Origin of the sequence: Roseovarius sp. (genome assembly GCF_965277045.1) — a bacterium.
GTDB lineage: Bacteria > Pseudomonadota > Alphaproteobacteria > Rhodobacterales > Rhodobacteraceae > Roseovarius.
This window is the reverse complement of the sequence record NZ_OZ255712.1, coordinates 2,617,943-2,638,209: the sequence shown is the minus strand read 5'-3', so window position 1 is coordinate 2,638,209 and position 20,267 is coordinate 2,617,943. Positions and strand designations below refer to the sequence as shown.

The following is a 20,267-nucleotide window of genomic DNA, read 5'->3' as shown; positions in this document are numbered from 1 at the left end:
AACCCTGTTAGGGATAATAAAAATGGCCGTAGCTAGCCAAAACATCCGTATCCGCCTGAAGGCGTTCGACTACCGCGTGCTGGACGCCAGCACGCAGGAGATCGTGAACACCGCGAAGCGGACCGGCGCAGACGTGCGCGGGCCCATCCCGCTGCCGAACAAGATCGAAAAGTTCACCGTTCTGCGTGGCCCCCACGTGAACAAGAAATCGCGCGATCAGTTCGAGATCCGGACGCACAAGCGTCTCTTGGACATCGTTGATCCCACGCCCCAGACCGTCGACGCGCTGATGAAGCTCGACCTGGCTGCCGGCGTGGACGTGCAGATCTCGGTTTAAGGAGGGCAGGACATGTTGCGCTCTGGTGTAATCGCAAAGAAAGTCGGCATGACCCGGCTTTTCATGGAAGACGGCAAGCAGATCCCTGTGACCGTTCTTCAACTGGACAAACTGCAGGTCGTCGCCCAACGCACGCCCGAAGAGCACGGCTATGCCGCTGTTCAGCTGGGCGCAGGGACCGCCAAGGCGAAACGCACGTCGAAAGCCATGCGTGGCCATTTCGCCGTCGCCAAGGTGGAACCCAAGCGCAAGGTCGCGGAATTCCGCGTGGCGCCCGAGAACATGATCGACGTGGGCGAGGAAATCACCGCGAACCACTATTTCGAAGGTCAGTTCGTGGACGTTTCCGGCACCTCGATCGGTAAGGGCTTTGCCGGTGCGATGAAGCGGCACAACTTCGGCGGTCTGCGGGCCAGCCACGGTGTGTCGATCAGCCACCGCTCGCACGGCTCCACCGGCCAGTGTCAGGACCCCGGCAAGGTGTTCAGGGGCAAGAAGATGGCCGGTCACATGGGCGCTGCCCGCGTGACGACGCAGAACCTGCAAGTGGTGAAAACCGACGCCGACCGTGGCCTGATCATGGTCAAGGGCGCGGTTCCCGGCTCCAAGGGTGGATGGGTGACGATCAAGGACGCGGTCAAGAAGCCGTTCCCTGAAAGTGCCATTCTGCCCGCCGCTCTGAAATCGGCCGCCGCCGAAGCAGAGAAGGCCGCGGAAGAAGCCGCAGCCGCCGCAGCCGCCGAGGCCGAGGCCGAAGCACAGCGTCTGGCCGAAGAGCAGGCCGCCCAGGAAGCAGCCGCGCTGAAAGAGGCCGAAGCCGATATCGAGGCTGACAAGTCCGATGATGCCGGCGAAGAGAAGAAGGACGGTGAGGAATGAAACTCGACGTGATCAAACTCGACGGCGGCAAGGCCGGTTCGGTCGAGCTCTCGGGCGAGATCTTCGATCTCGATCCGCGTGCCGACATCCTGCACCGTGTCGTCCGCTGGCAGCGCAACAAGGCGCAGCAGGGCACCCACAAGGTCAAGACCCGGTCCGAGACCAGCTACTCGACCAAGAAGATCTATCGCCAGAAGGGCACCGGCGGCGCACGCCACGGTGACCGCAACGCGCCGATCTTCCGCAAGGGTGGTATCTACAAGGGCCCGGTTCCGCGCAGCCATGCGCATGACCTGCCCAAGAAGGTGCGCCAGCTGGGCCTGAAACACGCGCTGTCGGCCAAGGCCAAGGCGGGTGAGCTGGTGGTCATCGAGGCCGCCGAAGGTGCCGCCAAGACCAAGGAACTGGCCAAGCAGGTCAAGGACCTGGGCTGGAAGCGCGCGCTGATCATCGACGGCGCCGAGGTGAACGAGGGCTTTGCCCGCGCCGCGGCCAACATCGACGGTCTGGACGTGCTGCCCAGCATGGGCGCGAACGTATACGACATCCTCAAGCGCGACACGCTCGTGCTGACCAAGGCGGGTGTCGAAGCACTGGAGGCTCGGTTGAAATGAGCGCGAAACCCGAACATTACGATGTGATCCGCAAGCCGGTGATCACCGAGAAGGCCACGATGGCGTCGGAAGCGAACGCCGTTGTCTTCGAGGTGGCCATGGACGCCGCGAAACCCCAGATCAAGGAGGCCGTCGAGGCGCTCTTCGGTGTGAAGGTGAAAGCGGTCAACACGTCCATCACCAAGGGCAAGCAGAAGCGGTTCCGTGGCATCATGGGCCGTCGCAAGGACGTCAAGAAAGCCTACGTGACGCTCGAAGAGGGCAACACGATCGACGTGACGACCGGCCTCTGAGCCATGGTGGGGTGAAACCCCACCCTACAATATGATGGCCCCCGTCGAGAGATCGGCGGGGGTTTTTCTTGTGGCGCGAGCCGGCATTTTGTCGCCCGAAATCAACGTCTGGGAGCGAGCCTCCGCTAATTTTCATTGACGGGAATCATCTGAACGCCCATATGGGCGGTGCACGTTACTACCTATCGACCCTTTCTCCTTCACGGCGACTGGCTTTCGATCTTGTCATGACGCCGCCAAGCTGCCGCATACTGCGGGCAGCAACATCTAAAGGAGACACGGAAATGGCCAACGGCACCGTGAAATGGTTCAACACCACCAAAGGCTACGGCTTTATCGCACCGGAATCGGGTGGCAAGGACGTATTCGTACACATCTCGGCCGTCGAGCGTTCGGGCCTTACCGGCCTGGCCGACGATCAGAAGGTCACCTATGACCTGGAATCCGGTCGTGATGGACGCGAAAGCGCCATCAATATCGCGCTGGCATAAGGCACCGGGCGGCATCGCCGCCTGCCTTTGAGAGAGTTCGACCCCGGGCGCAGGTGTGGCCGGGGTTTTTCTTTGGGAGAAAGGCTTGACCGCAAGGGTGGTCTTTCGTAAACGACCCCATCCGCAAGGCCCCGGATTCGTCCGGGGCTTTGCCGTTGTTCGCAAGAACACCTGAACCGGGCACCTAAGGGGGCCTATAACCATGGTGGGTTTGAAACCCACCCTACATAGGCGAGCCGTTGGTTCGCCGTTTGCTAAACGGAAGACAGAAAGCATGGCACTCAAGTCGTACAAGCCGACGACGCCGGGCCAGCGCGGGCTGGTGCTGATCGACCGTTCGGAGCTGTGGAAAGGACGTCCCGTCAAAGCCCTCACCGAGGGTCTGACGAAATCGGGCGGCCGGAACAACACCGGGCGGATTACCTCGCGTCGTCGCGGGGGTGGCGCCAAACGCCTTTACCGGATCGTTGATTTCAAACGCAACAAGATCGACGTGGCCGCAACCGTCGAGCGGATCGAATACGACCCGAACCGGACGGCCTTTATCGCGCTGATCAAATACGAAGATGGCGAGCAAGCCTACATCCTGGCGCCGCAGCGCCTGGCCGTAGGGGACAGCGTCGTCGCCTCGCCGAAGGCCGACATCAAGCCTGGCAACGCGATGCCGTTCCAGGGTATGCCGATCGGCACGATCGTTCACAACATCGAGCTGAAGCCCGGCAAGGGCGGCCAGATCGCGCGTGCCGCCGGCACCTATGCCCAGTTTGTGGGCCGCGACGGTGGCTATGCCCAGATCCGTCTGAGCTCGGGCGAGTTGCGCATGGTGCGTCAGGAGTGCATGGCGACCGTCGGTGCCGTGTCGAACCCCGACAACAGCAACCAGAACTACGGCAAGGCCGGCCGCATGCGCCACAAGGGCATCCGCCCGTCCGTGCGCGGCGTGGTCATGAACCCGATCGACCACCCCCATGGTGGTGGCGAGGGCCGGACCTCGGGTGGTCGTCACCCGGTGACGCCCTGGGGCAAGCCGACGAAGGGTGCGCGCACCCGTAACAAGAACAAGGCGTCGCAGAAGCTGATCATCCGCTCGCGTCACGCCAGGAAGAAGGGCCGTTAACACATGAGCCGCTCTGTATGGAAAGGCCCCTTCGTCGATGCCTACGTGCTGAAAAAAGCCGAAGCATCGCGCGAGTCGGGGCGCAACGAAGTCATCAAGATCTGGTCGCGCCGTTCGACGATCCTGCCCCAGTTCGTGGGCCTGACGTTTGGCGTGTACAATGGTCACAAGCATATCCCCGTCAACGTGTCGGAAGATATGATCGGTCAGAAATTCGGTGAATACGCGCCGACCCGTACTTATTACGGGCACGCCGCCGACAAAAAAGCGAAGCGGAAGTAAGTCATGGGCAAGGAAAAGAACCCCCGCCGCGTGGCTGACAACGAAGCGATGGCAAAACTGCGCATGCTTCGCACCAGCCCGCAGAAACTCAACCTGGTGGCCGCGCTGATCCGTGGCAAGAAGGTGGACAAGGCGCTGAACGATCTGACCTTCTCGAAGAAGCGGATCGCACAGGACGTGAAGAAATGCCTTCAGTCCGCCGTGGCCAACGCCGAGAACAACCACAACCTCGATGTCGACGACCTGATCGTGGCAGAGGCCTATGTGGGCAAGAACCTCGTGATGAAACGCGGCCGTCCGCGCGCCCGTGGCCGGTTTGGCCGGATCATGAAGCCGTTTTCGGAGATCACCATCAAGGTGCGTGAAGTCGAGGAGCAAGCCTAATGGGTAACAAAGTCAATCCGATCGGCATGCGCCTGCAGGTGAACCGCACCTGGGACAGCCGCTGGTACGCCGACACGAAGGATTACGGTGATCTTCTGCTGGAAGACATCGCGATCCGTGATTTCATCAAGAAAGAGTGCAAGCAGGCCGGCATCAGCCGCGTGATCATCGAGCGTCCGCACAAGAAGTGCCGCGTCACGGTGCACACAGCGCGCCCCGGCGTGATCATCGGCAAGAAAGGCGCCGATATCGAGACCCTGCGCAAGAAGCTGGCGGCGATGACCGACAGCGAACTGCACCTCAACATCGTCGAGGTCCGCAAGCCGGAACTGGACGCGGCCCTGGTGGGTGAGAGCATCGCCCAGCAGCTTGAGCGTCGTGTGTCGTTCCGTCGCGCGATGAAACGTGCCGTGCAGAACGCCATGCGCATGGGGGCCCTGGGCATCCGGGTCAACGTCGCGGGCCGCCTGGGCGGTGCCGAGATCGCACGGACCGAATGGTACCGCGAGGGCCGGGTTCCGCTGCACACGCTGCGTGCCGACATCGATTACGCCAATATCGAGGCCAGCACGCCCTACGGGATCATCGGCATCAAGGTCTGGATCTTCAAGGGCGAGATCATGGAACATGATCCGGCAGCCCGGGATCGCAAGGCGCAGGAACTTCAGGACGGCCCGGCACCTCGTGGTGCTGGTGGCGGCCGCCGCTGAGGAGGGATGAGAAATGCTTCAACCAAAGCGCACTAAATTCCGCAAGATGTTCAAAGGCCGGATCAAGGGCGAGGCCAAGGGCGGCTCTGATCTGAACTTCGGCACTTACGGCCTGAAAGCGACCACGCCCGAGCGCGTGACCGCCCGTCAGATCGAAGCGGCACGTCGTGCCATGACGCGTCACATGAAGCGTCAGGGCCGCGTCTGGATCCGGATCTTCCCGGACACGCCCGTGACCTCCAAGCCCGTCGAAGTTCGGATGGGTAAAGGTAAAGGCTCGGTCGATTTCTGGGCCTGCAAGGTCAAGCCCGGCCGCGTGATGTTCGAGATCGACGGCGTCGGCGAGGCGGTTGCCATGGAGGCCCTGCGCCTAGCGGCGATGAAACTGCCGGTCAAGACCCGCGTTGTGGTGCGTGAGGACTGGTAATCCAATCCTCACGAGTGCGGGAAAGCGTTTGACGCAGTCAATTGCGGCCGCACCCCGGTAAAGAATAGAGAACCCCCGTCGAGAAATCGGCGGGGGTTTTCCTTTGCCCGGATGCGCGTGGGTTTTCACCCACCCTACGGGAGGTCCCGGGTCAGGCCCGGGACGGGTGGAGCGGTGCGATGTCAGCCGCCCAGTATTCCGCGCACCTGGCTTGCATAAGCCTCATACGTCATCGTCGCCTTGTTGCCCGCGACCCCGTCGTAGTAGCTGCGTCCAGACGGGATTGGCAGGCCGGCCCAGATCCTGGCGAGGTTCAGCATGAACGTGTCCACGCTCATCTCGCCCGCCTTGACCTTCATCAGCCCGGCGTCGCCCAGCAGCAGGTCGGCCAGCCGGTCCTGCACCGCGGGGCTGAACCGGGTGCTGGCGGGCAGGTCTAGGCGCGCGGCGGAGTGGCGCAGCGTCGGTGGGATGAACTGGTAACGGCCGATAGCATGGGGCTGGCCGGGGGTGGCCTCGATCCAGTCGTAGATGTCCTGAAGGGTCATGTCAGTGGGGCGGCGGGGTGGTTTCACCCGCGCGCCATGCTGGACGGCGTCATAGCCCGCGCGCCCGGCCTCGGCCCGCGCAATGAGGTCGCGCAGGCGCGCGGCCTTGGTGCCGCCGTGGCGCAGGGGCGCATCGAGGCGGCCGGGCAGGGCGGCGAAGAGACCGCCCTCGGCCCTGTCCACAAAGAGGCTGGCGGAGGATACGGCGTCACGGGTTCCCGACTGGATCGAGAAAAGCGGCTGACGCGCGGCGAACAGGCTGCCGGTGGCCGGGTCCGCCGCAACGGGGCCAGCAAGGCCAAGGCCGACGCAGAGGCCGGACGCCGCGATGGTTCGGATCATGCTTGCCCCCTTCCGGTGCTGGGGGCGTTATGGGCCACAGGCATGAAGATTTCCTTGCCTTCGGCCCATCGCGCGGTAAGACGCGGGGCATGGCTGATATCAAATCCCTCTTCGTGACCCGCCTTTACCGTGCCGCCCTGTCGGAGCACGGCCCCGCCATCGATCCGGCCGAAATGGAGGCGTCGTGCTATGCCATCGCCGAGGATGACGAGGCGGGGCAGGAGTGGTGCGAGGAGAACGGGTATCCGGGCTATACCTCCTATGCCTCGCTGACCGACCTGCCGTGGCGCTTTCCGATTTTCGCGGACCTCGTGAAATCGCTGGATGCGCATGTGGCGGCCTTTGCCGAAGACCTGGAGTTCGACCTGGACGGGCGGGAGCTGAAGCTGGAGGATATCTGGATCAACATCCTGCCCGAAGGCGGCACGCATTCATCGCATCTGCATCCGCATTCAGTGATTTCCGGCACGACCTACGTGGCGATGCCGGATGGCGCCAGCGCGCTGAAGCTGGAAGACCCGCGCTCGGCCCGGATGATGGCCGCGCCGGGGCGGAAGAAGGATGCGCGCGAAGAGTTGCGGACGTTCATATATGCCAAGCCCGCGGTAGGCGATGTGCTGCTGTGGGAAAGCTGGCTGCGGCACGAGGTGCCGATGAACCTGTCCGAGGACGAACGGATCAGCGTCAGTTTCAACTACGCCTGGGGGTGAGGCCCCGCCGACGGCGCGGCAGGGCCAGCGCCATCAGGCGGCAGGCTGCGGCCAGGTGAAGTCGGGGCGCAGGCCTTCGTAGACGGGGCGACCGTCATCGGGCTTGGCGTAGCCTTTGCTTTCGTCCCAGAACGCATGGTACGTCGCGTCGGGGAAGGCGGCGTCGTTGTAGCCCATGACGTTGGGCACGGCCACGCGGATACGTTTCTGCTTGTCGTCCAGCATCAGCGCGGCGCCGCAATCGGCGCAGGTGCAGAGTTCGAGCGGGCCGTCGGGGTTGTCGGCGTTGAAGGGCTGGCGTTTCATCTCGCCGCCCTCGGCCTTGAGATCGTCGTGGTTGAAGAAGGCCACGTGCGTCGTGTGCTGGCCGGTGACGGACTTGCAGACGTTGCAATGGCATTCGTGGTTGTCGATGGGTTCGGCGCTGGCGGTCACCTTGACGTGATCGCAGCCTCCGGAATACGGGCTGGACATGGTTTTCTCCTCCTCTTTTGTCGGGTGCTGATTGATTGCACCCGGTGCCTATCTCATGCGGGAAGGGCGGGGTCTGGCAAGATAGACCTTGGTGGCGCGACGAGGGACTAGACCCGTCGTTCTTTGAGGAGGTCTTGAGCCGAGGCTCTAGTTTCAGGGCGTGGCGTCAATCAAAAAGGCGAACATTGCGTTGATATGCGTGCTTTCAACGCTTTTTTTGAACAACGTAGTCCGAGTAACGCGGCAATCCTGCTGATGGATCGCGAAGCAGCGCTTTACCGTAGCGTGGAGCAGGATGGCTTTAGATCAAGAGTTCAAAACTCTTGAAGCTTCTGCTAAAGCATCTTTCAAATCCGCTTCGCCGCGCGCGCTCTTCAATACTTGCAACGAGTGCGCTAGCCTTTCCTCTTCCAGAAAAATTACCATTAGAAGCAGTAATGTCTTGAAGTCGATTTCTCCATTGTCCGCCTCCTTAAACTCTTTCCTTTCTTCCAAACGGGTGGAGTACTCTCGTATAGAGTGCGCGAGAAGGTCACCCTTAAGTTCATCTGAAACTACAAAATTCAGGCGATGCGCAAACTTATTTCTTTCTGCATTCAATCGCTTAAGGCTTGAGAAGCTAGCAGGCGAGACAGCCCCCAATCCAAAGCAGAATGCAAGTTTATCCAAGAACGAAATGCGTCCCCTTTCCGCCTTGGTCTCGTCCAAATTGCGTAGCATCTGATCCAAAAGACAACGTACTACATGGTCCGCATGGATGTGAGCGACAATGATCGCGCTCCAGTCTTCAGATGACTCGAGAAGATGGGTAAGTTTCTCATAGTTGAATGACCTTTGTGTCATGACAAAGGCTAGCATTTCTTCGTCGGAAGCTTCGCGAAGTGTCTTACCTTCCAGCCTCTTCTGAAACTCCTCAACAATGTTCTTTGCCATAGTCTGACGCCGTCGCTTGAAATGTGTGCCTGTTAGCCATTCTTAGAGATCGGATGACGGAAGGCCAATGACTTCGAGAATTATGACTTGCCCTGACCCCGCACCTCCCTTATACGGCCCCAATCCAAGGGGTCCCCGCGTTTCGCGGGGATTCGTTTTTGACATTCATCCACCGGGGAAACCGTGTGACCCTGAGCCATCGAGCAGGGGCCGGCCGGTGTTTTGAGAAGGGAAGATGGCCATGAACGCCACCGAATTGCGTGACAAGACGCCGGACCAGCTTCGCGAGGAACTGTCCAACCTGAAGAAAGAGCAGTTCAACCTGCGCTTTCAGGCAGCGACCGGGTCGCTGGAAAACCCTGCGCGGATCCGTTCGGTCCGTCGCGATGTAGCGCGGATCAAGACCGTGCTGAACGAAAAAGCCGCCTCGGCTGCTGAATAAGGAGAGCCTCGAATGCCCAAGCGTATCCTGCAAGGCGTCGTGACCTCCGACGCAAACGCCCAGACCGTCACCGTTTCGGTCGAGCGTCGCTTCAAGCACCCGGTGCTGCAGAAGACCATTCGTAAGTCCAAGAAATACCGGGCTCACGATGAAAAGAACGCTTTCAAGGTCGGCGACCAAGTTCGCATCATCGAATGCGCGCCGAAATCGAAAACGAAACGCTGGGAGGTTTTGGAGGCGTAAGCATCCGATACCTTTCGGTTTGATCGAAACCATGGGGCCAAAACGCCGGAAAGGCTGACCCCTTAGGTCGGGAGAAACCTAATGATCCAGATGCAGACCAATCTGGATGTTGCTGACAACTCCGGCGCACGCCGGGTGCAGTGCATCAAGGTCCTGGGTGGTTCCAAGCGCAAATATGCGTCCGTGGGCGACATCATCGTCGTCTCGGTGAAGGAAGCCATCCCGCGCGGCCGCGTGAAGAAAGGTGACGTCCGCAAGGCCGTCGTCGTGCGCACCGCCAAAGAGATCCGCCGTGAAGACGGCACCGCCATCCGCTTTGACCGCAACGCCGCCGTGATCCTGAACAACGCAGGTGAGCCGGTGGGCACGCGTATCTTCGGACCGGTGGTTCGTGAACTTCGCGCGAAGAACTTCATGAAGATCATCTCGCTCGCCCCGGAGGTGCTGTGACATGGCCGCTAAACTGAAAAAAGGCGACAAGGTCGTCGTCCTGTCCGGCAAGGACAAGGGCAAGGAAGGCACGATCACGTCCGTTGATCCCAAGGCCGGCAAGGCCGTGGTCGACGGTGTGAACATGGCCATCCGCCACACCCGCCAGAGCCAGCAAAGCCAGGGCGGACGCCTGCCCAAGGCGCTGCCGATCGACATCAGCAACCTGGCCTTTGTCGATGCCAACGGCAAACCCACCCGCGTCGGCTTCAAGATGGAAGGCGACAAGAAGGTGCGTTACGCCAAGACCACGGGGGACGTGATCGATGCTTGATACTGAAAATTACACCCCGCGTCTGCGCCAACAGTTCCGTGACACGATCAAGGCTGCGCTGAAGGAAGAGTTCGGCTATACCAACGACATGCAGATCCCGCGCCTGGACAAGATCGTCCTGAACATCGGCTGCGGTGCCGAGGCGGTGAAGGATTCCAAAAAGGCCAAGTCGGCCCAGGAAGACCTGTCCACCATCGCCGGCCAGCATGCCGTGATCACGTCGGCCAAGAACTCTATCGCCGGCTTCCGTGTTCGTGAAGGCATGCCGCTGGGCGCCAAGGTGACCCTGCGTGGCAACCGCATGTACGAATTCCTCGACCGTCTGATCACCGTGGCCATGCCGCGGATCCGCGACTTCCGCGGTGTGTCGGGCAAGTCGTTCGATGGCCGCGGCAACTATGCCATGGGCATCAAGGAGCACATCGTTTTCCCCGAAATCAACTTCGACAAGGTCGACGAAGTCTGGGGGATCGACGTCATCATCGCAACCACGGCGCCGACCGACGCTGAAGCCAAGGCGCTGTTGAAGCATTTCAACATGCCTTTCACCAGCTAATCGCGAGGAATTTGAAACATGGCTAAGAAAGCAATGATCGAACGCGAGAAGAAGCGTCAGCGCCTGGTGAAGCAATACGCTGCCAAGCGGGCGTCTTTGAAAGCGATCATCAACGACCAGGAAAAGCCGATGGAAGAACGCTTCCGGGCCTCCCTGAAACTGGCGCAACTGCCGCGCAACAGCTCGGCCACCCGCCTTCATAACCGCTGCCAGCTGACCGGCCGGCCGCATGCCTATTACCGCAAGCTGAAGATCAGCCGGATCGCCCTGCGCGACCTGGGTTCGTCGGGTCAGCTGCCCGGTATGGTCAAGTCGAGCTGGTAAGGAGGGATATGAGATGAACGATCCTATCGGCGATATGCTCACCCGCCTGCGCAACGCGGGCATGCGTGGCAAATCCACCGTCATGGTCCCCGCCTCCAAGATGCGCGTGCGCGTTCTGGAAGTGCTGGCCGACGAAGGCTACATCCGCGGGTTCGAGGACACCACGGACGAGCGCGGCCACCCGGCCATCGAAGTGAGCCTGAAGTATTTCGAAGGCGCCCCCGTGATCCGCGAGATGAAGCGGGTCTCCAAGCCCGGCCGCCGGGTTTACATGGGCGTCGATGACATCCCCAGCGTCCGTCAGGGACTGGGCGTGTCGATTGTCTCCACCTCCAAGGGTGTGATGTCGGACGCGAACGCGCGCAGCCAGAACGTTGGCGGCGAAGTGCTTTGCACGGTATTCTAAGGAGGCCCCTGTAATGTCTCGTATCGGTAAACAACCCGTGGCCCTGCCCGATGGCGTCACCGCCAGCGTGTCGGGCCAGACCATCGAGGTCAAAGGCCCCAAGGCGACCAAGAGCTTCACCGCGACCGACGATGTGTCGATCGAAGTGGGCGACGGCGCCATCACCGTGACGCCGCGCGGCAAGTCCAAACGCGCGCGTCAGCAGTGGGGCATGACCCGCACCATCGTCGCGAACCTCGTGCACGGCTCGCGCGAGCCCTTCAAGCAAGAGCTCGAGATCCGCGGCGTGGGCTATCGTGCCCAGGTGCAGGGCAACATCCTGAAGCTGAACCTCGGCCTGAGCCACGACGTGGATTTTCAGGTTCCGGAAGGTGTGACTGTCACGGCGCCCAAGCCCACGGAATTGATCGTGGAAGGCCATGACAAGCAGCTCGTCGGACAGGTCGCGGCCAATATCCGCGACTGGCGGCGTCCTGAGCCCTACAAGGGCAAGGGCATCCGCTACAAGGACGAGTACATCTTCCAGAAGGAAGGCAAGAAGAAGTAAGGACGCGAGAAAATGGCAAACAGCAAGAGACAACTGTTCCAGAAACGCCGCATGCGCGTCCGGAGCAAACTTCGCAAGGTCAATGCGGGCCGTCCCCGTCTTTCGGTGCACCGTTCTTCCAAGAACATGAGCGTGCAGCTGATCGACGACGTGAACGGCACGACACTGGCCTCGGCCTCGACCCTGGAAAAGGATCTGGGCTTTGTCGGCAAGAACACGTTGGAAGCGGCGGCCAAGATCGGCGCGACCATCGCGGAACGCGCCAAGAAGGCAGGCGTGACCGAAGCGCAGTTCGATCGTGGTGGGTTCCTCTACCACGGCCGGATCAAGGCGCTGGCCGATGCCGCCCGCGAGGGTGGCCTGAAGATCTAGGTGGGATGAAATCCCACCCTGCGCGGCCTGCGCAGGGTGGGGCTTCGACCCACCCTTACGTTGCAGGCGGTTGATCCGCCTCGATGATCCGGACGCCCCATGTGCGGACTTGGATTGAGACATCAAAGGGCAGATGCCCGCCATGAAAGGACGCCGAGTATGGCAAGAGATGACAACCGCCGTGGGGGTCGCGATCGCGACGAAACCCCGGAATTCGCCGATCGCCTGGTTGCGATCAACCGTGTTTCGAAAACCGTCAAGGGTGGTAAGCGCTTCGGCTTTGCCGCGCTCGTCGTCGTGGGCGACCAGAAGGGCCGCGTCGGGTTCGGCAAGGGCAAGGCCAAGGAGGTCCCCGAGGCCATCCGCAAGGCCACCGAGCAGGCCAAGCGCCAGATGATCCGCGTGCCGCTGCGCGAAGGCCGCACGCTGCACCACGACATGGAAGGCCGCTGGGGCGCCGGCAAAGTCGTCATGCGCACCGCGCCCACGGGTACCGGTATCATCGCCGGCGGTCCGATGCGGGCCGTGTTCGAGATGCTGGGCGTGCAGGACGTTGTCGCGAAGTCCACGGGCTCGCAGAACCCCTACAACATGATCCGCGCCACCCTGAACGGCCTGCAAAAGGAAAGCAGCCCGCGCATGGTCGCGCAGCGTCGCGGCAAGAAGGTCGCCGACATCCTGCCCAAGCGTGACGAGGCCCCGGCCGAGTCGTCCCACGTCGCAGAGGAGGCGTAAACCATGGCAAAGACCATCGTCGTCAAGCAGGTGGGTTCGCCCATCCGCCGCCCCGAGATCCAGCGCAAGACGCTGATCGGGCTGGGCCTGAACAAGATGCACAAGACCCGCGAGCTGGAGGACACCCCGTCGGTCCGTGGCATGATCAACAAGATCCCGCACCTTGTGGAGATCGTTGAAGAGAAGGGGTGAGGCGCCGGTGGGTTTTCACCCACCCTACGAGCCCGGTGGGGTGAAACCCCACCCTACGGAATTGACGCCCCGGTCAGAGATGGCCGGGGTGTTTTCGTTTCGGCGCTGTTAACCTTTGTTAAGCACTGGTTAATGGCCCTGGTTTTTTCGGCGTCATTCCTGTTGCGGATGCGGCAACGCCGTCTTGCGAAAGGACCAAACACCACCGAAATTGACAAAGGCTTAACGCCGCGGTCCCGGCTAGCCGATCAACGCGCAGCCCAGGGTCTTGCGTAGCGCCTCGGTCAACTCGTCCACCGTGTCGGTCGCCACATACATGCCGCCGGTCTGGTCCGAGATGCAGCGGGCGATGGAAGAGCCATCGGCGTAGATCCCGGCCTCGGGGCTGTCCCAGGCGAACGGGTCGGCCACGACGCGGAAGCCGATGACATGCACGGTGAGGTTGGCGGAGGTGGCAGCGAGCTCGGCCCCGAGCGCGCAGGGTCGGCCGCCGCAGGTTTCGTTGCCGTCGGTGACCAGCACGATGATGCCCGGCGTGGTGGTGTGGTTCAGCACGCGGGCGGCCTCTGCCACGGCCTCGGTCAGGGGCGTCAGGCCGATCGGGTCCATCAGGTCGATGGCGTCGATGATGGGCTGGGCCGCGTCCGCGACGGGCGGGAATTTGAGGTTGATGCCGTCGCAGGAACCTTCAGGGCCGGGACCATAGGTCAGGAGACCGACGCGGCGCACCGGCGCGATATCCGGCAGGGCCCGGCGCAGGGCGGTGCGGGCGTCCTCGATCCGGGTGGGGGCGGTCTGGTCGAACCCGAGCTCGGCCATGGAGGCCGAGCCGTCGAAAACCAGCATCGCGTCGCGGCTGCACTCCTGCGCCACGGCACGCGGGACCACCGGCAGCGCAGCGGCCAGTACGGTTAACGTTGTCAGCAGGGCGCGTTTCATATTCAGATGAGATATCGCGGCGGGTTCGAAATCAAGCCTGACCCTTTTGAGGAGACAAAGGATGTTCGTTAAAACGTTGGAAGACGTGATTGGTACAGAGGACCACGCAAAGGGCGAGACCTTTGAAAGCAGGCGGCTTTTGCTGGCCCGCGATGACCTGGGGTACTCGTTTCACGACACGATCGTGAAGGCCGGGACGGTGCAGCTCTTGGAATACAAGGAGCACATCGAGGTCAACTATTGCATCGAGGGCAAGGGCGAGGTGGAGAACGAGACCACGGGCGAGATCTGGCCGCTGGAGCCGGGCGTGATGTACGTGCTGGACCAGAACGATCCGCATATCGTGCGGGCGGAGACGAACCTGCGGTTCATCTGCATCTTCACGCCTGCGCTGACGGGGCGCGAGGATCAGAACAAGGCCGAGATGGCGCCCGATCCGGAGTGACCGATGACGTCAGTCACAGAGGCGCGTGTAGCTTTCGCGGGCGTAGTCGTAGCGCGGGGCGATGTCGTAGGGTGAGGTGTAACCATCTGATTTTTCACGCGGTTCGCAGGTGTCGTCGCCCAAGGGGCAATTTGGAGTGATCTCGGTGCGGGACACTTGGCAGTAGACCTGTTCGCGCACCTGTGGCGCAAGGGCGGTGTCCTGCCCGAGGTCCATCTCTGTGAGATCGACGAGGTGCCCCGCCTTGCGCCCGATGCCGCGGGTCTCGAAGGTGAGCGGCTTCTTAAGGCGAAAGCTCCGCTGGTCGGCGAACCGCTCTTCTTCGCTGTCCCAGGTAATGCCGTAGTCGAAGCGGAGCCGGAAGGTGCCGGGGGGCACGAGCACGCGAAAGAACGTGCCGCCACGGATGTAGGCGGCAAGGGCTGGCTCATCAGTGTCCGTGTTCGTGAGGGTGACGACATAGTCCGCGCCGGACGCGGTTTTCACTTGCAGGGGAAAGACCAGGGGCAGGCCTGTGCGGTTCCACATCAGGCCCGGGTCGGGACGGTCGGAGGCCAGTGCGGCCAAGGGCAACAGGGCCAGAAGGGCGAGAACGAGACGCATGGGGGTAATGTAGTCCCGGCCGGCGCGTAGGGCAAAGGCAAGCCGCGCGCCACAGGTTAAGGAGGCCGCGACTCGCCAAAACGGCACGTCGGTCTCGCGTCGGTATCCGGGTGGTATCGCGACGGTGCGATTTTCGCCGATCGCGGGCGTTAAGGCATCGTGCGCTGGCCCGCCTGAGGGGTGAACGCGGTGTTAACGCATCGTGCGCGCAACACCCGCCCGCGCCCGCGTCACCGGCCCGGTGTCTGCTTTTCGCCGATGTCCCAGAACACGCCCGCCATCACCCGCAGCGCATCCTGGCAGACGGATTTCAGGACGTGTTCGTTGGGCGCGTGTTGCGAGCAGCCGCGATAGGAGTGCGGCACCCAGATCGTGGGCACCTCGAGGATATCGGTGAAGCTGTCGTTGGGCAGGGAGCCGGCGAGGTTGGGCAGGACGTGCAGCTGGCCCGAGGTCTCGCGGATCGACTGGCCGACGAACTGCGCCCAGGGGTGGGTGGGGTCGAGCCGGGTGGCGGCGAAGAAGCCACGGTCGTGGGGGCGTATCTGGACCCGGTCGAAGCCGTGCGCGTCGAGGTGGCGGCGCAGGGCCGGGACCACATCCGCAGGGTCGGTGCCGACGACGAAGCGCAGCTGGCAGGTGGCCCGCGCCCAGCCCGATATCGCGTTGACCGGCGCGTCGGGCACGCCGGAGACCATGGCGAGCACGGCAAAGCTGTTCCAGCCGAAGACGCGCTCGGCGGGGGTCAGGCTTTCCTCGCCCCAGTCGGGATCGACATCGGGGCCTTCGCCGCCTTGCACGGGCAGGTCGCGCAGGGCCTCGCGCACGGTGTCGGTCAGGCTGTCGGGGCGCCATTCGGGCACCTTGATCTGGCCGCGCGCATCGGTGATGCAGGCCAGCGCGTGGGCGAGGATCATCGCCGGGTCCGCCAGCAGGCCACCCCAGTTGCCGGAATGGTGCGCGCCTTCGTGGGTTTCGACCACGAGGTCGAAGGTAGTGCCGCCACGCGAGCCCATGAACATGGTCGGCACCTCGGGTTGCAGGCGCGGGCCGTCCGAGGCGATCAGAACGTCCGCCGTCAGCCGGTCCTTGTAGGTGCGGAAGATCTCGGGCAGGCCGACCGAGCCGACCTCCTCGCTCATCTCGATGACGATGCGGGTGTTGAAGCCGAGGCTGCCGCGCGCGGCGAGAACGGATTCGAGCGCGGCGATGTTGATCAGGTGCTGACTCTTGTTGTCGGCGGTGCCGCGCCCGTAAAGGCGGTCGCCCTCTTCGGTGATCTCCCAGGGCTGCAATCCGTCGCGCCACATGCCGTCCTGTCCCCGCACGGTGTCGCCGTGGCCATAGGTCAGAACGGTGGGCAGGTCGTCGCCCTCGACCCGTTCACCCAGGAGAAGCGGCCCGCCCTTGGGATTGGGGTTGTCGACGATCTCGCAGACAAAGCCCATCGCCTGAAGCCGGGGCAGCATCGCCTCGACAAGGTAGCGCTGCGCCTCGGCGCGGGCCTCGGGGGCGGGGTTCTGGCTTTCGCTGCGGAAGGACACCAGGGTCGCCAGATCGGAATGGAACGTGCCGGCGTCGAAATACTCGGTGGCGGTGGAGATGGCGGTATCGCGGGTCATTCAGTGTCTTCCAGTACTGCGTCACCCCAGGGTGACATGATTTCGGTACATCCCGTGTTCACGGCATCATGGCGCATGACGCCGGCGGGACAGGCAAAGGCATAGGGCAGGACGGTGCGCCGGGTGGTCTGCACCGGCATGACGTCTTCGATGGACGAGAGCACCGGGGCGGGCAGGGTGTCGTCGGCGATGGCCGTGCCGCCGCCCGAGACGTCGATGCGGGGGGCGTGGAACGCGGCCCCGATATCCATGCCGCGGTCGGTGATGAAAGAGGCCATCTGCGCCACGGCCGAGACGATCTTGCGCCCGCCCGACGCGCCGAGCGCGAAGTAGCGCGGGCCCTGGTGGCCCAGGATCGGGCAGACGTTCATCAGGCAGGCCTTGTCCGGGGCCAGCGAGTTGGGTTTGCCCTGTTCGGGGTCGAACCACATGATGCCGTTGTTCATCAGAAGGCCGGTCGTGGGCGAGACGACGCGGCTGCCGAAGATCGACAGGAGCGTTTGCGTGTTGGCGACCATGTTTCCGGCGCGGTCGACGATGGAGAAATGCGTGGTGCAGCCGGGCGCCTCGGGCACTTCACCGGTGTCGCCCATCTTGCCCAGCCGGTCGGCATAGGCGCGGTCGAGGGCGCTTGCATAGGCTGGGAAGGCGCGTTCGGGGGTGGAGAGGTCTTGATCCGCAAGTTGTTCCATCACGTGGGCGAAGGTGGGGCCGGCGGTGAGGCCGGGCATGACGTGGAAGAGTGCGTCGCGGTAAGGCACGCTTTGCGCGGCGCCCATCCAGGCGCGGTAGCCGGACAGGTCGTCTGCCGACAGGCTGCCGCCCTTGGCCTGAACGTCGCCGGCGAGGGCCTGGGCGATATCGCCCTCGTAAAAGCTGCGCGGGCCGCCGCGCGCCAGAGCCTCCAGCATGTCGGCCATGGCGCTCTGGTCGAGCCGGTTGTCGGGGATCGCCGTCCAGCCCGAGCCCTTGGGCCATGTGCCGTCATCGAGAAAGAGTGCGGCGGCATCGGCGTCGGCGGCCAGGTTGCGGGCCACCGAGGCGATCAGGAGGGCCGCGTACCAGTCGACCAGCATCCCTTGGCGGGCGTGGGCGATGGCGGGGGCCAGGAGATCGGCCCAGGGCAGGCGGCCCCATCTTTCATGGGCCTGTCCGATGCCGTCCACCAAGCCGGGCACGGCGATGGCTTTGGCGCCTTCGACATTGCGGTCGTCCACGACCCGTTCCCACGGGAAGAGATCGCTGGCCTTGCCTTCGCCGGACAGGGGATAGTCGGCCACGTCGAGGTTCTTGGGCGAGCGCATCCCGAAATTGATCGCCACGGCCTCACCCGAGTCGGCGCGCCAATGGACCGCCGCGCCGCCGCCGGCGGGGCCGCTCATCCACGGTTCCAGCACGCCGATGGCGAACGAGGTCGCGACGGCGGCATCGACCGCGTCGCCGCCCGCGCGCAGGGCTTCGGCCCCCGCCTCGGCGGCAAGTCGGTGCTGCGCCGCGACCACGCCGCCGGGCGTTTCGATGACGTGCTTCGTGACTGTCTGGGTGCGGGACAGGGCGCTCATGCGGCGCCCTTTTCATACATCGGGCTTTCGGGGTCGTGCAGGTGGCATTCGACCAGCCCGGTTTCGGTTTGCAGGGGCCGGGGCGCCTGGGCCGCGCAATGTTCCGTGGCGTGCGGGCAGCGCGGGTGGAAGGCGCAGCCCGAGGGCGGGTCGATCGGGTTGGGATAGGCCGTGCCGAGCGAGGTTTCGGGGACGCCCTGCGTCGGGTCGGGGGTCAGGACCGAGCTGAGCAACGCCTGTGTGTAAGGGTGGCGCGGGCGCTCGAAGAGGTCGGCCACGGGGGCCTCTTCGACGATGCGGCCGAGATACATCACCGCGACGCGGGTGGCGAGGTGTTCGACCACCGCGAGGTCGTGCGAGATGAAGAGGTAGGTCAGCCCGAGGTCTCGGCGCAGATCGGCCAGCAGGTTGAGGATCTGGCTTTGGACCGACACGTCGAGCGCCGAGGTGGGTTCGTCGCAGATGACCATCTCGGGCTTCATCACCAGGGCGCGGGCGATGGCCACGCGCTGACGCTGGCCGCCGGACATCTGGCTGGGATAGGTGTTGATGACGCGGGCGGGCAGGCCGACCGTGTCGAGGATGTCCTCGACCGCCTTGCGCTGGCTGGCGGCGTCGCCGATGCGGTGCACGCGCAGGGGCAGCGAGATCAGGTCGTAGATCGACTTGCGCGGGTTGAGCGAGGAATAGGGATCCTGAAAGATCGGCTGAAGCCGCCCGGCGAGGGCGCGGCGGTCGAGATCCTGCATGTTCTCGCCTTCGACGAGGACATTGCCCTCGGTCGGTTTTTCGAGGCCGAGGAGCAGCTTGGCGAGGGTGGACTTGCCGCAGCCGGATTCGCCGACGAGGCCCAGCACCTCGCCCTTGCGTATCGAAAGCGTGACCTCGTTGACCGCCGAGAGCGGCTTGCGCTTGCCGAAGAGGCCCTGCTTGACGCTGTAGGTCTTCTTGACGTGGTCGAGGGTGAGGATGTCGCTCATGCGGCGTCTCCTTCCTTGGAGAGGGCGCCATCGGCGTGGACGCAGCGAAAGTCGTGGTTGTCGGTGCCGCGCAGGGGAATGGCCTCGCGGCAGGCGGGCACGGCATGGGGGCAGCGGGTGCGGAAGGCGCAGCCGGTGACGTCGCCCACCAGCGAGGGCACGATGCCGGCGATGGTGCCGAGCGCCGCGCCGCGTTCGGTCTTGCCCGGTTGCGGGATGCAGCGCAGAAGTCCGCGGGTATAGGGGTGGCTGGGCGTGGCGAAAACGGCCTCGGCCGGGCCGGTCTCGACCAGTTCGCCAGCATACATCACCGCCACCTTGTCGGCCACGCGGGCCACGACGCCGAGATCGTGGGTGATCAGGATCATCGCCATGTTCATCTCGCGCGTGAGGTCCACCAGAAGGCGCAGGATCTGGGCCTGGATGGTCACGTCGAGCGCGGTGGTGGGTTCGTCCGCGATCAGCAGGTCGGGTTCGCACATCAGGGCCATCGCGATCATCACGCGTTGCCGCAAGCCGCCGGACAGCTGGTGCGGATATTGCGACAGGCGGCTTTCGGCGGCGGTGATGCCGACCTTTTCCAACAGCTCCACGGCGCGGGCGCGGGCCTTGGACTTGCTGACATTGCGGTGCAGCAGCAGGGTTTCCATCAGCTGGTCGCCGATGGTGTAGGCCGGGTTGAGCGAGGTCATCGGCTCCTGAAAGATCATGGCGATGCGGTTGCCGCGCAGGCCGCGCATCACGCGGTTGTTCGCGTTCAGAAGGTCGATGCCGTCATAGCGGATCTCGTCCGCCGAGCGTTTGATCGACTTGCCCAGAAGGCCCATCACCGCCAGCGAGGTCAGCGACTTGCCCGAGCCGCTTTCGCCGACGATGGAGAGGGTTTCGCCGCGCTTCATCTCGAAGTCGATGCCGCGCACCGCGTGGAGCGTGCCGCTGCCCGTGGGGATGTCGAGCGTGAGGTTCTTCACGGAAAGAAGTGTGTCGGACATGTC

General features: G+C 63.5%; 32 protein-coding genes. 23 read left to right on the top strand and 9 right to left on the bottom strand.

The features are described from left to right. Positions 1-22 precede the first annotated feature (22 nt). The 10 genes from rpsJ (at position 23) to rplP (ending at position 5,534) form a co-directional block, all read left to right on the top strand. A complete protein-coding gene (gene rpsJ / locus ACQY4V_RS13225) occupies positions 23-337 on the top strand; it encodes a 30S ribosomal protein S10 (RefSeq protein ID WP_103762134.1) in 315 nt (104 codons plus the stop codon). Between the two features lie 12 nt (positions 338-349). After that, complete coding sequence (rplC, locus tag ACQY4V_RS13220; protein WP_428512377.1) at positions 350-1,216, top strand: 50S ribosomal protein L3; 867 nt, start codon at positions 350-352, stop codon at positions 1,214-1,216. Beyond that, positions 1,213-1,830 carry a 50S ribosomal protein L4 gene (gene rplD / locus ACQY4V_RS13215; RefSeq protein WP_103762136.1) on the top strand — a complete coding sequence of 206 codons (618 nt, stop codon included), beginning with the start codon at positions 1,213-1,215 and terminating at the stop codon, positions 1,828-1,830. Before rplC ends, rplD begins: the two co-directional genes overlap by 4 nt. Continuing rightward, a complete protein-coding gene (locus ACQY4V_RS13210; protein WP_222452590.1) occupies positions 1,827-2,123 on the top strand; it encodes a 50S ribosomal protein L23 in 297 nt (98 codons plus the stop codon). The genes rplD and ACQY4V_RS13210 overlap by 4 nt, the downstream gene beginning before the upstream one ends. Positions 2,124-2,407: 284 nt before the next feature. After that, positions 2,408-2,614: a cold-shock protein gene (locus ACQY4V_RS13205; RefSeq protein WP_428512374.1), complete on the top strand. Its 207-nt coding sequence runs from the start codon at positions 2,408-2,410 to the stop codon at positions 2,612-2,614. Positions 2,615-2,888: 274 nt separating this feature from the next. Further along, complete coding sequence (gene rplB / locus ACQY4V_RS13200) at positions 2,889-3,731, top strand: 50S ribosomal protein L2 (RefSeq protein ID WP_103762138.1); 843 nt, start codon at positions 2,889-2,891, stop codon at positions 3,729-3,731. A gap of 3 nt (positions 3,732-3,734) precedes the next feature. Further along, positions 3,735-4,013 (top strand): 30S ribosomal protein S19, encoded by a 279-nt coding sequence (gene rpsS / locus ACQY4V_RS13195; protein WP_057794973.1) that lies wholly within the window; start codon positions 3,735-3,737, stop codon positions 4,011-4,013. A 3-nt stretch (positions 4,014-4,016) separates the two neighbouring features. Beyond that, entirely contained in the window at positions 4,017-4,397 is a 381-nt protein-coding gene (rplV, locus tag ACQY4V_RS13190) for a 50S ribosomal protein L22 (RefSeq protein WP_152493556.1), read from the top strand. Then, on the top strand, positions 4,397-5,107 hold the full coding sequence (gene rpsC / locus ACQY4V_RS13185) for a 30S ribosomal protein S3 (protein WP_103762140.1): 711 nt from the start codon (positions 4,397-4,399) through the stop codon (positions 5,105-5,107). The genes rplV and rpsC overlap by 1 nt, the downstream gene beginning before the upstream one ends. Before the next feature lie 13 nt (positions 5,108-5,120). After that, positions 5,121-5,534 (top strand): 50S ribosomal protein L16, encoded by a 414-nt coding sequence (gene rplP / locus ACQY4V_RS13180; protein WP_103762141.1) that lies wholly within the window; start codon positions 5,121-5,123, stop codon positions 5,532-5,534. A gap of 182 nt (positions 5,535-5,716) precedes the next feature. On the opposite strand, the gene ACQY4V_RS13175 is transcribed toward rplP, so the two are convergent. Continuing rightward, a complete protein-coding gene (locus ACQY4V_RS13175) occupies positions 5,717-6,424 on the bottom strand; it encodes a hypothetical protein (protein WP_428512370.1) in 708 nt (235 codons plus the stop codon). A gap of 89 nt (positions 6,425-6,513) precedes the next feature. Here ACQY4V_RS13175 and ACQY4V_RS13170 point away from each other — a divergent pair, with 89 nt between their 5' ends. Beyond that, entirely contained in the window at positions 6,514-7,134 is a 621-nt protein-coding gene (locus ACQY4V_RS13170) for a 2OG-Fe(II) oxygenase family protein (RefSeq protein WP_428512368.1), read from the top strand. 33 nt (positions 7,135-7,167) lie between these two features. Here ACQY4V_RS13170 and ACQY4V_RS13165 read toward each other — a convergent pair whose 3' ends face one another. Then, entirely contained in the window at positions 7,168-7,608 is a 441-nt protein-coding gene (locus tag ACQY4V_RS13165) for a GFA family protein (protein WP_428512366.1), read from the bottom strand. Between the two features lie 306 nt (positions 7,609-7,914). Then, positions 7,915-8,541, bottom strand: a complete 627-nt coding sequence (locus ACQY4V_RS13160) for a hypothetical protein (protein ID WP_428512364.1) — start codon at positions 8,539-8,541, stop codon at positions 7,915-7,917. A 241-nt stretch (positions 8,542-8,782) separates the two neighbouring features. Between ACQY4V_RS13160 and rpmC the strand changes: the two genes are divergently transcribed. The 11 genes from rpmC (at position 8,783) to rpmD (ending at position 13,121) form a co-directional block, all read left to right on the top strand. Next, positions 8,783-8,983 carry a 50S ribosomal protein L29 gene (rpmC, locus tag ACQY4V_RS13155; RefSeq protein ID WP_152493550.1) on the top strand — a complete coding sequence of 67 codons (201 nt, stop codon included), beginning with the start codon at positions 8,783-8,785 and terminating at the stop codon, positions 8,981-8,983. Positions 8,984-8,995: 12 nt separating this feature from the next. Further along, a complete protein-coding gene (gene rpsQ, locus ACQY4V_RS13150) occupies positions 8,996-9,226 on the top strand; it encodes a 30S ribosomal protein S17 (protein WP_152493549.1) in 231 nt (76 codons plus the stop codon). An 81-nt stretch (positions 9,227-9,307) separates the two neighbouring features. Then, positions 9,308-9,676, top strand: a complete 369-nt coding sequence (rplN, locus tag ACQY4V_RS13145; protein WP_103762146.1) for a 50S ribosomal protein L14 — start codon at positions 9,308-9,310, stop codon at positions 9,674-9,676. A 1-nt stretch (position 9,677) separates the two neighbouring features. After that, entirely contained in the window at positions 9,678-9,989 is a 312-nt protein-coding gene (gene rplX, locus ACQY4V_RS13140) for a 50S ribosomal protein L24 (protein ID WP_057794992.1), read from the top strand. After that, entirely contained in the window at positions 9,982-10,545 is a 564-nt protein-coding gene (gene rplE, locus ACQY4V_RS13135) for a 50S ribosomal protein L5 (RefSeq protein ID WP_152493548.1), read from the top strand. The genes rplX and rplE overlap by 8 nt, the downstream gene beginning before the upstream one ends. 18 nt (positions 10,546-10,563) lie before the next feature. After that, on the top strand, positions 10,564-10,869 hold the full coding sequence (gene rpsN / locus ACQY4V_RS13130; protein ID WP_152493547.1) for a 30S ribosomal protein S14: 306 nt from the start codon (positions 10,564-10,566) through the stop codon (positions 10,867-10,869). A gap of 13 nt (positions 10,870-10,882) precedes the next feature. Then, entirely contained in the window at positions 10,883-11,275 is a 393-nt protein-coding gene (gene rpsH, locus ACQY4V_RS13125) for a 30S ribosomal protein S8 (protein WP_222452595.1), read from the top strand. A 13-nt stretch (positions 11,276-11,288) separates the two neighbouring features. Continuing rightward, positions 11,289-11,822 carry a 50S ribosomal protein L6 gene (gene rplF, locus ACQY4V_RS13120; RefSeq protein ID WP_152493545.1) on the top strand — a complete coding sequence of 178 codons (534 nt, stop codon included), beginning with the start codon at positions 11,289-11,291 and terminating at the stop codon, positions 11,820-11,822. A gap of 12 nt (positions 11,823-11,834) precedes the next feature. Next, entirely contained in the window at positions 11,835-12,194 is a 360-nt protein-coding gene (gene rplR / locus ACQY4V_RS13115) for a 50S ribosomal protein L18 (protein WP_057795005.1), read from the top strand. A gap of 159 nt (positions 12,195-12,353) precedes the next feature. Then, a complete protein-coding gene (gene rpsE / locus ACQY4V_RS13110; protein WP_057795007.1) occupies positions 12,354-12,929 on the top strand; it encodes a 30S ribosomal protein S5 in 576 nt (191 codons plus the stop codon). Positions 12,930-12,932: 3 nt separating this feature from the next. Further along, positions 12,933-13,121 carry a 50S ribosomal protein L30 gene (gene rpmD, locus ACQY4V_RS13105; protein ID WP_152493544.1) on the top strand — a complete coding sequence of 63 codons (189 nt, stop codon included), beginning with the start codon at positions 12,933-12,935 and terminating at the stop codon, positions 13,119-13,121. A 240-nt stretch (positions 13,122-13,361) separates the two neighbouring features. Here the strand turns inward: rpmD and ACQY4V_RS13100 are convergent, their stop codons facing one another. Further along, a complete protein-coding gene (locus ACQY4V_RS13100; RefSeq protein ID WP_428512358.1) occupies positions 13,362-14,060 on the bottom strand; it encodes a vWA domain-containing protein in 699 nt (232 codons plus the stop codon). Positions 14,061-14,121: 61 nt separating this feature from the next. Here ACQY4V_RS13100 and ACQY4V_RS13095 point away from each other — a divergent pair, with 61 nt between their 5' ends. After that, positions 14,122-14,505: an ectoine synthase gene (locus ACQY4V_RS13095; RefSeq protein ID WP_428512356.1), complete on the top strand. Its 384-nt coding sequence runs from the start codon at positions 14,122-14,124 to the stop codon at positions 14,503-14,505. A 9-nt stretch (positions 14,506-14,514) separates the two neighbouring features. On the opposite strand, the gene ACQY4V_RS13090 is transcribed toward ACQY4V_RS13095, so the two are convergent. From ACQY4V_RS13090 to ACQY4V_RS13070, 5 genes are all read right to left on the bottom strand, one after another. Further along, the gene (locus tag ACQY4V_RS13090; protein WP_428512354.1) at positions 14,515-15,108 is read right to left on the bottom strand and encodes a hypothetical protein; all 594 of its coding nucleotides are present in this window, start codon (positions 15,106-15,108) and stop codon (positions 14,515-14,517) included. A 230-nt stretch (positions 15,109-15,338) separates the two neighbouring features. Next, on the bottom strand, positions 15,339-16,730 hold the full coding sequence (locus ACQY4V_RS13085; RefSeq protein ID WP_428512352.1) for a M20 family metallopeptidase: 1,392 nt from the start codon (positions 16,728-16,730) through the stop codon (positions 15,339-15,341). Further along, positions 16,727-18,292, bottom strand: a complete 1,566-nt coding sequence (locus ACQY4V_RS13080; RefSeq protein ID WP_428512350.1) for a gamma-glutamyltransferase — start codon at positions 18,290-18,292, stop codon at positions 16,727-16,729. The genes ACQY4V_RS13085 and ACQY4V_RS13080 overlap by 4 nt, the downstream gene beginning before the upstream one ends. Continuing rightward, on the bottom strand, positions 18,289-19,272 hold the full coding sequence (locus tag ACQY4V_RS13075) for an ABC transporter ATP-binding protein (protein WP_428512348.1): 984 nt from the start codon (positions 19,270-19,272) through the stop codon (positions 18,289-18,291). Before ACQY4V_RS13075 ends, ACQY4V_RS13080 begins: the two co-directional genes overlap by 4 nt. Continuing rightward, positions 19,269-20,264, bottom strand: coding sequence for an ABC transporter ATP-binding protein (locus tag ACQY4V_RS13070; RefSeq protein ID WP_428512346.1), 996 nt, complete (start codon positions 20,262-20,264; stop codon positions 19,269-19,271). The genes ACQY4V_RS13075 and ACQY4V_RS13070 overlap by 4 nt, the downstream gene beginning before the upstream one ends. Positions 20,265-20,267 lie beyond the last annotated feature (3 nt).